This is a genomic window from Microbulbifer maximicatervae (SeqCode) (assembly GCF_052467815.1).
The window spans coordinates 659,546-673,123 of the sequence record NZ_CP174326.1; the positions used below are offsets into that span (position 1 = coordinate 659,546).

General features: G+C 51.9%; 14 protein-coding genes and 1 pseudogene. 10 read left to right on the top strand and 5 right to left on the bottom strand.

The annotated features are described in order from the left end of the window. The gene (gene aspS, locus ACJJIW_RS02765) at nt 1-1,779 is read right to left on the bottom strand and encodes an aspartate--tRNA ligase (RefSeq protein ID WP_282934237.1); all 1,779 of its coding nucleotides are present in this window, start codon (nt 1,777-1,779) and stop codon (nt 1-3) included. Nucleotides 1,780-1,856: 77 nt separating this feature from the next. Continuing rightward, complete coding sequence (locus ACJJIW_RS02770) at nt 1,857-2,129, bottom strand: FmdB family zinc ribbon protein (protein ID WP_444936646.1); 273 nt, start codon at nt 2,127-2,129, stop codon at nt 1,857-1,859. 287 nt (nt 2,130-2,416) lie between these two features. On the opposite strand from ACJJIW_RS02770, the gene ACJJIW_RS02775 reads away from it, so the two are divergent. The 5 genes from ACJJIW_RS02775 (at nt 2,417) to ACJJIW_RS02795 (ending at nt 7,525) form a co-directional block, all read left to right on the top strand. After that, the gene (locus tag ACJJIW_RS02775) at nt 2,417-2,815 is read left to right on the top strand and encodes an HU family DNA-binding protein (protein ID WP_282934239.1); all 399 of its coding nucleotides are present in this window, start codon (nt 2,417-2,419) and stop codon (nt 2,813-2,815) included. Between the two features lie 214 nt (nt 2,816-3,029). Further along, nucleotides 3,030-4,757 carry a proline--tRNA ligase gene (locus tag ACJJIW_RS02780; protein ID WP_444936647.1) on the top strand — a complete coding sequence of 576 codons (1,728 nt, stop codon included), beginning with the start codon at nt 3,030-3,032 and terminating at the stop codon, nt 4,755-4,757. 121 nt (nt 4,758-4,878) lie between these two features. Continuing rightward, nucleotides 4,879-5,445 carry a lytic transglycosylase domain-containing protein gene (locus tag ACJJIW_RS02785; protein WP_108731817.1) on the top strand — a complete coding sequence of 189 codons (567 nt, stop codon included), beginning with the start codon at nt 4,879-4,881 and terminating at the stop codon, nt 5,443-5,445. A gap of 3 nt (nt 5,446-5,448) precedes the next feature. Further along, nucleotides 5,449-6,516, top strand: coding sequence for a helix-turn-helix transcriptional regulator (locus ACJJIW_RS02790; RefSeq protein WP_108731816.1), 1,068 nt, complete (start codon nt 5,449-5,451; stop codon nt 6,514-6,516). A gap of 178 nt (nt 6,517-6,694) precedes the next feature. Beyond that, complete coding sequence (locus tag ACJJIW_RS02795) at nt 6,695-7,525, top strand: sterol desaturase family protein (protein WP_444892806.1); 831 nt, start codon at nt 6,695-6,697, stop codon at nt 7,523-7,525. Between the two features lie 68 nt (nt 7,526-7,593). Here the strand turns inward: ACJJIW_RS02795 and ACJJIW_RS02800 are convergent, their stop codons facing one another. Next, the gene (locus tag ACJJIW_RS02800; RefSeq protein ID WP_282934243.1) at nt 7,594-7,998 is read right to left on the bottom strand and encodes a DUF4345 family protein; all 405 of its coding nucleotides are present in this window, start codon (nt 7,996-7,998) and stop codon (nt 7,594-7,596) included. 230 nt (nt 7,999-8,228) lie between these two features. Between ACJJIW_RS02800 and ACJJIW_RS02805 the strand changes: the two genes are divergently transcribed. Next, nucleotides 8,229-9,086, top strand: a complete 858-nt coding sequence (locus ACJJIW_RS02805; RefSeq protein WP_444936648.1) for a peptidylprolyl isomerase — start codon at nt 8,229-8,231, stop codon at nt 9,084-9,086. Beyond that, nucleotides 9,086-10,135 (top strand): HupE/UreJ family protein, encoded by a 1,050-nt coding sequence (locus ACJJIW_RS02810; RefSeq protein ID WP_444937343.1) that lies wholly within the window; start codon nt 9,086-9,088, stop codon nt 10,133-10,135. Before ACJJIW_RS02805 ends, ACJJIW_RS02810 begins: the two co-directional genes overlap by 1 nt. Before the next feature lie 53 nt (nt 10,136-10,188). On the opposite strand, the gene ACJJIW_RS02815 is transcribed toward ACJJIW_RS02810, so the two are convergent. Next, nucleotides 10,189-10,665 carry an Lrp/AsnC family transcriptional regulator gene (locus tag ACJJIW_RS02815; RefSeq protein WP_108731811.1) on the bottom strand — a complete coding sequence of 159 codons (477 nt, stop codon included), beginning with the start codon at nt 10,663-10,665 and terminating at the stop codon, nt 10,189-10,191. Between the two features lie 139 nt (nt 10,666-10,804). Continuing rightward, nucleotides 10,805-12,004: a pyridoxal phosphate-dependent aminotransferase gene (locus ACJJIW_RS02820; protein WP_444936649.1), complete on the bottom strand. Its 1,200-nt coding sequence runs from the start codon at nt 12,002-12,004 to the stop codon at nt 10,805-10,807. 670 nt (nt 12,005-12,674) lie between these two features. On the opposite strand from ACJJIW_RS02820, the gene ACJJIW_RS02825 reads away from it, so the two are divergent. The 3 genes and pseudogenes from ACJJIW_RS02825 to ACJJIW_RS02835 all read left to right on the top strand — a co-directional run. After that, a complete protein-coding gene (locus ACJJIW_RS02825; protein WP_444936650.1) occupies nt 12,675-12,893 on the top strand; it encodes a hypothetical protein in 219 nt (72 codons plus the stop codon). A 138-nt stretch (nt 12,894-13,031) separates the two neighbouring features. After that, nucleotides 13,032-13,205, top strand: coding sequence for a S41 family peptidase (locus ACJJIW_RS02830; RefSeq protein WP_444936651.1), 174 nt, complete (start codon nt 13,032-13,034; stop codon nt 13,203-13,205). 33 nt (nt 13,206-13,238) lie between these two features. Then, nucleotides 13,239-13,574: pseudogene (locus ACJJIW_RS02835) on the top strand (S41 family peptidase); the annotation flags it as partial. Between the last annotated feature and the right edge of the window lie 4 nt (nt 13,575-13,578).

A 13,578-nucleotide genomic window follows, 5' to 3' on the forward strand; every position in this document is an offset into this window, starting at 1 on the left:
TCAGCTGATTTTCTCTTCTTTTTGTCGCAGGCGAATACTCAGCTCACGCAGTTGTTTCGCATCTACAGCACCCGGGGCATCTGTCATCACACAGGCGGCGCTCTGGGTTTTCGGGAAAGCGATAACATCGCGAATTGAGTCACTGCCGGTCATCAACATCACCAGACGATCCAGGCCAAAGGCCAGGCCACCATGGGGCGGCGCACCGTATTTGAGTGCATCCAGCAGGAAGCCAAACTTCTCGCGCTGCTCTTCAGCATCGATACCAAGGATGCGGAATACTGCTTCCTGCATTAACTGGTCGTGGATACGAACAGAACCACCGCCCAGCTCGGTGCCGTTGAGTACCATATCGTAAGCGCGGGAAAGTGCTTCAAGCGGATTCTTTTCCAGCTCTTCCGGGGTACAGGAAGGCGCAGTGAAGGGGTGGTGCAACGCAGTCAGGCTGCCGTCGTCATTTTCTTCAAACATGGGGAAGGCGACAACCCACAAAGGCGCCCACTCGCTGGTGTACAGATCCAGGTCTTCACCCAGCTTGCAGCGCAATGCACCCAGGGCTTCGGAGACAATCTTGGCCTTGTCCGAGCCGAAGAAAAGAACGTCACCATCTTCTGCTTGCAGGCGATCGAGGATAGCTGCACGGGTTTCAAGCGGCAGGAATTTGACGATTGGCGACTGCAGACCATTTTCCAGGTCAGAGCGATCGTTAACCTTGATGTACGCCAAGCCCTTGGCGCCATAAATACCGACAAATTTGCCGTAATCGTCCAGCTGCTTGCGGGTCAGTTTCTTACAACCGCCAGGTACTTTAATCGCAGCAACACGTCCCTTCGGATCATTGGCCGGCCCAGAGAATACCTTGAAGTCCACCTCGGTCATCAGGTCCTTGATCTCCACCATCTCCAGCGGAATACGCAGGTCCGGCTTATCGGAACCGTAGCGCAGCATCGCCTGGTAGTGGGTCATGCGCGGGAATTCACCCAGATCAACACCCTTAAGCTCTTTAAACAGCTTGCGAACCATGTTCTCGGTGATCGACATGATTTCCTCTTCGTCGAGGAAGGAGGTCTCAATATCGATTTGGGTAAATTCAGGCTGGCGATCAGCACGCAAATCCTCATCGCGGAAACACTTGGCGATTTGGTAGTAGCGATCGAAACCGGAAACCATCAGCAACTGCTTAAACAGCTGTGGTGATTGTGGCAGGGCGAAGAACTTGCCCTCGTGAGTGCGGCTCGGCACCAGGTAATCCCGGGCACCTTCTGGGGTGGCGCGGGTCAGGATTGGGGTCTCGATATCGAGGAAGCCGTGCTCATCCAGGTAATTGCGGATTGCGGTAGTCAGCTTGGATCGGAAATACAGGTTGTTCTGCATTTCGTTGCGGCGCAGATCCAGATAGCGGTATTTCAAGCGGATATCTTCACCCACCTCGGTGTGCTCATCCAGCTGGAAAGGCACTGTCTCAGCAGTATTGAGGATCTCCAGCTCTGTGCCGTAAACCTCAACTTCACCGGTCACCATATTGGGATTCACGGCCTCTGGGGCACGGGCGCGCACACGACCTGTCACTTTAAGCACATATTCGCTGCGCACGCGATCGGCCATCTCGAAGTGTTCGGCCGCATCGGGGTCGAACACCACCTGTACAATTCCCTCGCGGTCGCGCAGGTCGATAAAAATCACTCCGCCGTGATCGCGGCGGCGGTCGACCCAGCCACAGAGGGTTACTACGCGGTCAATGTCCGCAGAACGAAGGACGCCACAGTAATCGCTGCGCATGGATGAAAATTCCCGTTATCGATAGGTGAAAAGATTAGTTAGAGGGTACACCGCACGGACAGCCCCGCACAGCTCGCCTAGGCCGTCTTTGCCGCCGCTGTGCCAGACTTGTCGCTTTTGGCCTTACCACTGTTGGCAGAGTCACCGCCAGCGAGGTTTTTCTTGCTACCAGTTTTAAAATCAGTCTCATACCAACCGGCGCCCTTCAGGCGAAATCCAGCCGCTGAGATTTTCTTGCGCAGCTCGGCCTTCTCGCAAGCTGGGCAGTCTTTGAGCGGGGCATCGCTCATCCGCTGCAAAGCTTCCATTTCATGGCCGCAGGCATTGCACTGGTATTCATATATCGGCATTACACAGTACCTGGTGCTTAAAAAAAGGGGGAGAGAGTATACATGAGGCCTACAGAGGTAAGAAGCTGCATGGGTCTTTTCCCTGGGTAAAGCGTCCCATAAAGGCGACGTGAGGCTAAAAAATGTAAAAAAAGCACTATTTTTCTAGTATTTCTTCGTGCGGCCGAACAAAAACTATATATACTTCCCCCATCACCCGCTGAGACACCCGTAACGGATGCAGCGCAGCGGGAGAAAAAACACACTTTTACCGGATATATACCGAACAACAAAGAAGGAAGTAAGCCATGGCTGTCTCCAAGAAAGCTGCTACTAAAAAGGCCCCGGCAAAGAAAGCTGCGGCCAAAGCTGCACCGGCCAAGAAAGTAAAAGCAATCAAGGAAAAGTACACTAAGACCCAAGTACTTAATCAGATTGCAGAAAGCACTGAGCTGTCCCGCAAGCAGGTTCAATCTGTTCTGGACGAGCTGAACGATATCATCGAAGGCCACATCAAGAAGCGCGCAGTTGGCGAATTCACCCTGCCGGGCCTGATGAAAATCACCACCGTGAAAAAGCCGGCTAAGAAAGCTCGCAAGGGTATCAACCCGTTCACCGGTGAAGAGACTACCTTCAAGGCGAAGCCTGCCAGCATCCAGGTTAAAGTTCGCCCACTGAAGAAGCTGAAGGAAATGGCAGAGAACTAATACACTCTGTAAAGCCTCAGCTTAAAAACCCCGCTTATGCGGGGTTTTTTATTCACTCCCATTCCAAGCCAGTGCCCAGGCACCTGCTAAATAGATACCCCGGTATAGCAAAAGGCAATCCGCATTGAGGCAATACTGCCCCCAGGCAATATTTATTGCCCAGCGAATAGCGTAAAATAGCCAGCTTACCCGTAATAGAATCCATATAATTCCTATGCGCGCATCTCGTTATCTCATCGCAACCCAAAAAGAAACTCCCAACGACGCAGTGGTGATCAGCCATCAGCTGATGCTGCGTGCCGGCATGATCCGCCGTCTGTCTTCAGGTCTCTACACCTGGCTGCCCACCGGGTTGCGGGTGTTGCGCAAAGTCGAGCGCATTGTTCGCGAAGAGATGGACCGCGCTGGCTCCCTGGAAGTACTGATGCCGGTCGTGCAGCCGGCAGAGCTTTGGGAAGAGTCCGGCCGCTGGCAGCAGTACGGCCCCGAACTCCTGCGCATCAAGGATCGCCACAACAATGACTTCTGCCTGGGCCCGACCCACGAGGAAGTCATCACCGACCTGATCCGCGGTGAAATCAATAGCTATAAGCAGTTGCCCGCCAATTTCTACCAGGTGCAGACTAAATTCCGCGATGAAATCCGTCCGCGCTTTGGCGTAATGCGCGCGCGCGAATTCACCATGAAGGATGCTTACTCCTTCCACGTGAACGAGGATTCCCTGCAGGAAACCTACGATATTATGCACGGCGCCTACTGCCAGATTTTTGAGCGCATTGGCCTGGACTACCGTCCGGTGCTGGCAGACACCGGTTCAATCGGTGGCTCCAGCTCTCACGAATTCCACGTGCTGGCGCAGAGCGGCGAAGACGATATCGCCTTCTCCACAGAATCCCGCTACGCCGCCAATGTCGAATTGGCAGAAGCGGTTGCCCCAGCTGGCGAGCGCCCTGCTCCGTCGCAGGAAATGCAGGAAGTTCATACGCCGAACCAAAAAACCATCGCCGATGTCAGCGAGTTTTTGAAAAGTGATCCCGCCCACTCAGTAAAAACCCTGATTGTTCTGGGCGAGTGCGAAGAGGGTGAAACCGCTCCATTAATTGCCCTGGTACTGCGTGGCGATCACGAGCTGAACGAATTAAAAGCAGAGAAGCTGGCTGGAATCGCCAGCCCTATTCAGTTCGCCTCGGAAGAGCGCATCGCCAAAGAACTCAGTTGCAACATTGGCTCCCTGGGCCCGGTGGGCATAAAGATCGAGACTGTTGTGGATCGCTCTGCAGCGCACCTGGCAGACTTTATCTGCGGCGCCAATCGCGATGACTACCACTTAACCGGAGTGAACTGGGGTCGCGATGTTGAGTTGGGCCGCATCGAAGACCTACGCAATGTAGTGGCAGGCGACGCCAGCCCCGATGGCCAGGGCACCCTGGAAATCAAACGGGGGGTCGAGGTCGGCCACATTTTCCAGTTAGGCGACAAGTACAGCCGCGCTATGAATGCCACAGTACTGGATGAAAACGGTAAAGAGCAGGTTATGTCCATGGGCTGCTATGGCATCGGCGTTTCCCGTATCGTCGCTGCGGCCATTGAGCAGAACCACGACGACTCAGGGATTATCTGGCCCACTGCGATTGCACCTTTCCAGCTGGCGATTGTGCCAATCAATATGCACAAGAGCGATGTGGTAAGGGAAAAGTGCGAGCACCTGTATGAGTCCCTGCGCAGCAAGGGTATTGATGTATTGCTGATGGACGAAGCCAAAGCGCGACTGGGTGCTATGCTCGCCGATGTGGAGCTGATCGGTATTCCCCACCGCATTGTTATCGGCGATCGCGGCCTGGAAAAAGGTGTGGTGGAATATAAAGGTCGCGGAGATGCAGAAAGCCAGGAGTTTGCCGTATCCCAGCTCGAAGAAGTGTTATTGGAAAAATTTAATCAATAATTGTCGAGCCGCCCGGTCTGCCCCCAAGCAGGCCGGGACCTCTTACGGCAAAAGTGCTTTTTATCGGCGGCGTCACAAAATCACGCTGCCCATTTTGCCGGGCTTTTCGTAGAATCACCCCATGATAAAAAAAGCCACCGCCCTCTTGTTGCTCTGCCTTACCTGCTGTGCCGCCCAGGCTCAAAGCAGTAGAGCCGAGATCGACCCGGAGTTGCGCCTCGCCCTGCAGGACGCAGTTACCCAGGCCGACAGCTTTGTGGACCGCTTCGATGCGGAAGTGTGGCTAATGTCTAAATCTCAGCCTCTGTCCCGCTATATCAAAGATCCCAAGCGGCGGATGCACGTACTGAAAGCCGTCCACCGGGAGGCAACTCGGGCCGGGCTACGCCCGGAAATTGTATTGGCGGTTATCCAGATTGAGAGTGCTTTTGACCCCTATGCGATATCCCGCGTTGGCGCTCTGGGTATGATGCAGGTAATGCCATTCTGGAAAAATGAAATCGGTCGACCCGACGATAACCTGATCGATATGGACACCAATCTAAGGTACGGCTGTACCATTCTTAAACACTACATCAAAAAAGCCAAAGGCAATCTAGCCAACGCCCTCGCCTATTACAATGGTAGCTACGGCCGCCATACTTATAGCAGCAAGGTCCTGGATGCCTGGGCCGAGCGCTGGAGATAAACGATGACCGCCGGCTACTTATTTTTCTCCGGCGGCGCATGCGCTCTTCTTTTATTGGCAGCAACCAAGGTTGCTATACATCACTACCGGCTTGTTGCCGGGCGCTGCTTGCTGGCCCTATTGATAGCCGTGATCTGCTATTTACTCTGGCCCATCCTGCCACAGTTAAGTGGACCTACTGCGCTCTTGCTTAACCTGCCAATTACTCTGATTCCCGCAATTTTTTGGCTATTTACTCACCTGTTATGCCGCGAGGAAGAACCTTTTCCCCTGTGGGGCTGGATTCCGATTGGTATTACCCTGGTCATCGGCATAGTCGCCTACCACGCACCATTGCCATTGACGTCAGATCAGCAATCCCCACTATTTACCCTTTCGCAGCTACTCAAACTCGGGTTAATCAGCCTCGGCCTACTGACACTACAACGACAGTTTCACCTGGACTTGGTTGCAGAGCGCCGACGCCTGCGCACAACCCTACTTATCGCCGTCGGCGCCTATATGCTGGTGGTAATTGGCGCAGAATCTATCTTTGCTTACCGCCCGCTTCCCAACGGTGTACCGACACTGCACGCACTATTTGCCAGCCTGTTGTCACTGGTTGCCTGCCTATGGTTGCTGGCCCTTTCCCCCAGCGCTCTGGGAGAATCCCTGCCGCGCCCGAAGAGCAGCGAGCCAGAGGAGGAAGAACAGCCTTTAGCTCCGCCACCTGAACTGGATGAACAACAGCAGACCCAGCTGCAGAAATTACAGGAACATATGCACAACGGTGGTTATCGCCACACCGGACTCACCATCAGGGAGCTCGCGGAGCAGTTGGATATTCGCGAACATGTGCTACGTGTGCTGATTAATCGCCACCTGGGTTATCGCAATTTTAACGAATACCTAAATCAGTTTCGTATTGATGAGGCCAGCAACCGGTTGGCAGACCCGGAGCAGGCCCATTTGCCAGTACTCACCATTGCTCTGGACATCGGCTATCGCTCCTTGAGCCCATTTAACGCTGCTTTCAAGCGCCGTCACAGCCAAACCCCCACTGAGTACCGCCGGGAAAAGCTGCCCGCCTGAATCTCCTCTCCTGAAAGAATCCGTCAGCATTTTTTCATATTCCGTAAGCCCGCAAAGTAAAAGGCTCCCAGACTGGGAGCGCGGTGAAAGCGATTTTCCCGCTGCGTGCCCGGCTCACCGAGACCCGATTTAACACCGGTGAGTCTCCCTTCAATAGAAGAATAATGATGGTGAGAATATGGATTTTTTAGTCGACATATCCCAGGACGGAGCCAAACATTTCCAGTTAAGTTTATTTCGCTATGTGCTGGCCGCTTCAGTAATGAGTATTTTGGCCGGCTGGCTATTTCGCACCTGGATGAACCGGCGCCGTATCCAAAAGCGTCGTGCCGAGTGGAAAGATATTCGGCGGGAGGTGAGTTATTCACTATTAACGGTGTGTATCTTTACCCTGGTAGGGGTTATTACCACCATGATGCATGATCTGGGACTGACCAAATTTTACTGGCAGTGGAGCGATTATCCACTCTGGTGGAGTATTGCCAGCCTGCCAGTAGTGATTTTGATCCACGACGCTTATTTTTACTGGACCCACCGAGGTATGCACCATCCCAAGGTGTTTAAACACTTCCACCGCCTACACCATCAGTCCAGAACACCCACGCCCTGGACGGCATACAGTTTTTCCGTAGGTGAAGCGGTCCTGATGGGCGCTTTCTCTCCCCTAATTGCGCTGATACTGCCGCTTAATCCAACTATTTGGTTCACCTTTTTATTTATCAGCATCTTCCGCAACGCCATGCTGCACACTGGCCGCGAGTTCCACCCGCGCAGCTGGGTCGACGGCCCTATGGACAGGCTCACCACCACGACTCACCACGACTTGCACCACCAGCGCTTCCAGGGCAACTACGGCTTTTACTTCACTTGGTGGGATCGCTGGATGGGCACAGAATTTAAGGACTACAAGCAGGTCTTCCGGCAAGCAGTGGATGGGCAATTACACGGGGGAGAAAAAGAGGTGGAAATAGACAACAGCGCAGCGGAAGGCGCAAAAGCTCACGCTTAACCCACTCAAATTACTTAAATGGGTGCCGGGGTTCCCCCGGCTCCTTTCTACTAGCCGTAACAACCGTGTTAATGGCCATGCTGTAAAGGCAACCAGCGGGATTCTCGGTAACAGTAAAGTCCCCAGATAACAAAGACGACTTCGATAGCAAAAAGCACTAAATTGCGCTGGTCAAAACCACTGATAAATAACATTCCGTAGAGGCGCCCAAGAGCGAAGCCGATATAGGCGATAGACATCGCAGCGTAAGCAACCCTGCGGTGCGGGCGCATAGCCAAGGCCACCAGTAGAATCACCGCGATGGCCAACATAAACCCGCCATAAGTGGCCATAAACTCGGGCATGGCTTCGGGGGTATCAAATGAAAAATCCACTTCATTCGCAAGGCTCTGCGGTTTAAACAGGGCCCAGAGGCCAATAGAAGCAAAAACCAATAGATTGAGTGTCAAATAGACTCTTCCCAAATATTTCAATCGATTCTCCCCTCTAATTTCTGTTACTCACCCCTAGACAAGGGGAACACCGCTTTGGAGTACTGTCACAGTATATATGAGCCACACCCCGCCATACGCCGGAACAATTCACCAATTTGGTACAAAGCGATGGATTTATCAATATTTTCTTACTGGCAAACTGAGAATGTCTTTCCATAATTAGAATCCACAGCGCAACTCCGACCCACTCAAAAATAAGGGCCGCGCTTTTGAATACCACCACCTTCCTCAAGTCATTGGCGAAAGAGCCCCTGCTGTATTTTATTGCGATCGCCCTAATCCTATTGGGATTGGGAGAAATCCTGGAACCGCCAGCACAAGAGATTGTTATCAGCGAGGGGCGCGTCGAACATCTACGTTCGGTGTTTGAGCGCAAGTGGCACAGGTACCCCACCGATAGCGAGCTGGAGCAACTTATTGAAAATTACCTAAGAGAGGAAATACTTTACAGGGAAGCGCTTGCCCTGGGATTAGCCGAGAACGACACGGTAATCCGCCGCCGCCTGCGAATGAAAATGGAACTTACGGCGCGTAATTTCGCTGACACTCAAGACCCTGGCGATCGAGTATTGGAGAAGTTCCTTCAAGGCCAGGCCGATAAATACCGGGTTCCACCCACCCTATCTTTCCAACAACGATTTTTCTCAGTGGATCTGGCCTCATCAGATTCACGTGATTTTAACGACTTACTCATGCAGCTAAACAGCGGTCAGGCTTCGCCAATGATTGGAGACTCAACCCTACTGCCAGCTGCATTTATCGACACTTCAGAGCCACGAATAGACAGGCAATTTGGGCTGGGATTTTCCGCTCAATTGTCCAAGTTGCCTATAGGCAAGTGGAGTGGTCCAGTCCGCTCGACCTTCGGCGATCACCTGGTCCTCCTTGAGGAAATCAAGTCCACCCAGCTACCGGCATTGGCTGAAATACGCAGCCGCGTACTAAATGATTGGCAATCCCAGGCGCAAAAGAAGATTCTGCAGGAGCAGTATCTCCAATACCGTAAAAACTACGAGGTCACTGTCCACAAGCCGGATAACTTCTCAGCCGAGGTTGCCGTCAAGTGATGCACATCCGGCCACTCCTGTTCATTCTGCTCCTCAGCTTTACCCCAATACTATCTGCCCACGAGCTGCGCCCGGCTTACCTGGGCATCACTCAAGTTGATGCACAATTATTTAAAGTACTTTGGCGATTGCCCGCACAAGGCGATCTTCGCCTCGCTCTGAATGTCCATTTGGACCAAGCTGCCTCCCCCCTAAGCCAACCCAGAGCGCAAATAAGTAAGGGCTACTACACAGAGCACTGGACTATCCATCACCCCAGGGAGCTACAACAGCTGTCGATTCATATCGATGGCCTACAGAGCACTATGACCGATGCGCTAGTGCGGATCTCCTGGTTGGATGGGCGTGAGCAAGTTATCCGACTGACACCAGACCAGCCAAAATGGACCCTTGACCAGCCAACTAGCGAGTTCCAAGTCGCTCAAACTTACTTTGTGCTGGGCGTTGAACATATTCTTCTCGGTGTCGATCACTTGCTGTTCGTTTTGGCCCTGATCTTACTTAAACAAAGCCTTCGCCAGCTGATCGGCACTATCACTGCTTTCACTATCGCCCACAGTATTACCTTGGCAGCTGCCGTACTGGGCTATATCCATCTGCCGTCGGCGCCAGTGGAGGCGATTATCGCCCTCAGTATTTTACTGGCAGCCAGGGAGACAGTACGCCAGAGGCATGGTGTTTTCAGTTTGACCAGTCGCTACCCATGGGCAATTGCCTTTGCTTTTGGACTTTTACACGGTTTGGGTTTTGCCGGTGTACTGGGAGAAATTGGGCTTCCCCAGGGGGCTATTCCACAGGCATTACTGACTTTTAATCTCGGTGTGGAAGTGGGGCAATTAGTATTTATCACCGCAGCTCTTGCAGTTATCCACTTGTATCAAAAGCTCCTTAAACACTGGCCAGGGTATGCCATTCGGAACCGCGAACAATACTCTTTCGGGGAGGGTGGAGGTATCGGAATACCAGTCGCTACAATGGTCGCGTATACGCTGGGGGGCATTGCCTGCTACTGGGTGATTAAGCGCAGCCTGCTTATTGTTTTCCCATAACAGAGAACATTAACCGGTGCCCTGCAAATCACGGGCACCGGTTAATTTAAGGCTCAGTCCTGAAACAAGAGTTCCAGTGGGTAGCCGGTAAAAGGCTTGGTTTTCTCAATCACCAAATGAGAAGTCATACGGGAAATCGCCGCCTCTTCATTGGCCAACAACTGCTCTGAGACTCGATTAAAATCTGCTGCGTCTGGGCAGACGAAATGCAGCATATAGTCGAACTCACCAGACATCTTCACACAGGAAACAATCTGTGGAATATCGCTAATAATGCGGCGAAAGTTCTCACTGGTACGGGCATCCTGCCGCTTAAGCGCAACGTTTACATAAAACTCTGCATGCCGAACTTTATCCAGGTTTATCTCGGCAAAGAACTCGCGGATATAGCGCTCACTGGTCAGGCGTTTAACCCGGGCCAGGCAGGCACTTTCCGATAATCCAATTTTTTCACTCAAATTCAGGTTACTTGTACGTGCGTTTGATTGCAGGGCCTGCAAAATACGCAAATTATGCCGGTCAATTTTCACGGAGCTATTTTCTTTTGAATCTGAAAGGGGGCAAGGATAGCGGTATTCGCCGGTGGCATAAACATTACAGCCACCGGCATGGGAAACTTGTCATCACTTCAAAGGCGAATTTGGCGACAACCAGCCTCCCGGCAAAGGCCTAACCGGCCTGGCGGTTACCACTGGTGACGAACTGTTCAATGCGATCCAAGGCCCGCGACAACTCGGCCTCATCAGCCGCCAGGGTGAGGCGAACATGATTCACTGAACTGCTACCAAAGGGCGCGCCAGGCAGTACCGAGACCCGCTCAGCATCCAAAAGGGCTTCAGCGAAGGTTTGCCCTGAGCTGGATACCTTGGAGACATCCACCATTACAAACATCCCAGCCTCAGGGCTGTAGCAACTCAAGCCTGGTATCAGGCCAATCCTCTCAACAATCAGGTCTCGACGCTGCTGATAGGCATCCCGCATCTGCTTCACGAAGTAGCTATCAAACTCCAGGGCAAAGGCAGCGGCTTCCTGGATGAATTGCGGGCACCCAAAAATTGTCGCCCCTGCAAAAGCAATCAAACGATCTACCAGGGGACCACGAGCCACTGCCCACCCCAGGCGCCAGCCACTCATGGCGTGGGATTTGGACAAGCCATCAACCACAACAATATTATCCAGCGACTCCGCAGCCGTACGCAGAGAGGTGTGGCGACGGGCAAAGGTGATCATTGAATAAACTTCATCACATACCAGCCAAATATTGCGCTCGCGGCAGTATGCCGCCAACTCGCGCAATTGTTCAGGGGTAGCCATCGCGCCAGTCGGGTTTACCGGCGTATTGATCATAACGACCTTGGTCTGCTCGCTGATGGAGGCCTTGATAGCGTCGACATCAAAAGCGAAATTAGTCTCCGCCGGGCAAGTCACCCGCTTTACGGAGAGGCGCAAGGCATCACAAATGGGGACATAGCCGATATACATCGGCTCGGGAATTACTATCTCCTCACCGGGGTTTAGCAGGCAGGCAAGTACTGCGTAGATAGCGTTGGTTCCACCGGGGAAAACAACAACATCATCTGGATTACAGGGGTGGGGAGAGACCTTGCTCTCGATATCCGCGATAGCCCTGCGCAACATTGGCTCCCCGGCCGCAGGGGAATAGTGGGTGCGCCCCACTCCCAGGCGAGCACGGGCAAAGTCGAGGATCGGCTCGGGGGTGTCAAAGTTGGGATCACCTACACAGAGAAAGATGACATCCTCCCCTTTATTGGCGAGATCGTGAGCCCGGTCGCTCACAGCCCAAACATTGGCGTCCTCACCATTCAAAGCCTCACTTTGCAAGCTGAACCTGGGGGTAAAATTTGTCACGTTTTTCACTATTTAGCAGCCATTTATAGGGGCTAAGGTAACAACCATCTGGGTAATCGGTGCCGCTATATGACCGTCAATTTCGCATTAGAGGGAGCTTTTCTCAGGTATTCCCGCAGATAATGCGGGGGCCAGTGTGTTCGCGTGGATCGCGACTAGAAATAGATTTTTAGTCTCAGTTACTCAGGTCGATCCTGGCGCCCCAGAGAGAGCGAGTAATGAGTAAAACTTAAGCAAGGTATCACCCCATCCCACTGCAATTGAATACTATTAACCGGAGCCAGGAAAATCCCAGGGCTATGGACAAAGCTTCATTACGATGTTCTTTTTTGACATCCCGTCCGCGCCCCATACCCCTTTCACCTGGCTCGCAGCAATCTCCCTCAAGTTTTCGCTGTATTTAGATTAACTTTAATCTTCAAAGATGGAGGGCAAGCTCCAATCCCGGTATAGGTGCAAAACTGGCCCCTTAGCGCCTCTGGATATACTTAATGTTAACCAGCTTTGGGCTTCGGAGACTATCTATTACGACTTGATTGCGTGTTATCGTTAACACCTGAAAACCAATAAGTAAATATAAATCATGGATAAGAAGAAACAATTACTAACCTAACTTTTGCTCTCCTGTTCACTTACGGCAATCGGCACTGAAATTTCTCAGGAAAGGAAGTTGGAGCTTATTAATTCTATCGAGAAAAAGATTGCCTCCAACTATGTCCTGCAAGAAAACCTGGAAGCGATTCACTCTTCATTAAATAAAGTTGCAGAGTCAGAGGCATTCAGGCAAGCCACTAATACAGAGTCAGTGGCTGGAATTATTAAATCTGCTTTAACAAAGCATGATAAACACTTTGGCGTAAGCTGGGATGATCCAGAATCTCCCCAATAGCAGCCGAAACACGAGGATTGGTTTAGTAAGCTCAGCAGAAAAAATTCTGGATTTACCTGAGTCGAAGTTTTAGAGGGTAACATCGGCTATATTGATTTCTGGGGGGTTGACCATGTTTACGAGGAGTCCCAAGGTTGAGTGGCTGCAGCTATGGCATTAATCCAGGATACTAGCGCTATTATTTTTGACCTGAGAAAGAATGGTGGTGGTAATGGCTTTATGGGCGGCCTTATCAGCAGTTATCTTTTTGATAAACCCACCCACCTCAATAGCATCCACTGGAAGCCAGCGGGCAATGTTACAGAGATTTGAAGTCAGGAAAAGGTTCAGGGTAAAAAGGTAGCAAACACCCCGGTATATATCTTAACCAGTAGCGATACCTTTTCAGCAGCAGTGGCCTTTGCGTACTATTTAAAGCACCTGGACCGTGCAACCATTATTGGAGAGGCAACCAAAGGTGGGGCAAATCCCTGGCAGTACTTCCCCCTTGAGAATGGCTTTACAATAGCAATCCCTATCGCCAAGGCAGTCAATCCGATTACCAAAACTAACTGGGAGGGGACTGGTGTAAAACCAGATATCGAGACATCTCGGGAGAAAGCACTTTCAACAGCCTATAGACTCGCTTTACAAGAGGCCAAAATCTCTACTGCACACCCGGAACATTTAAAAGAAATCTAGCAAA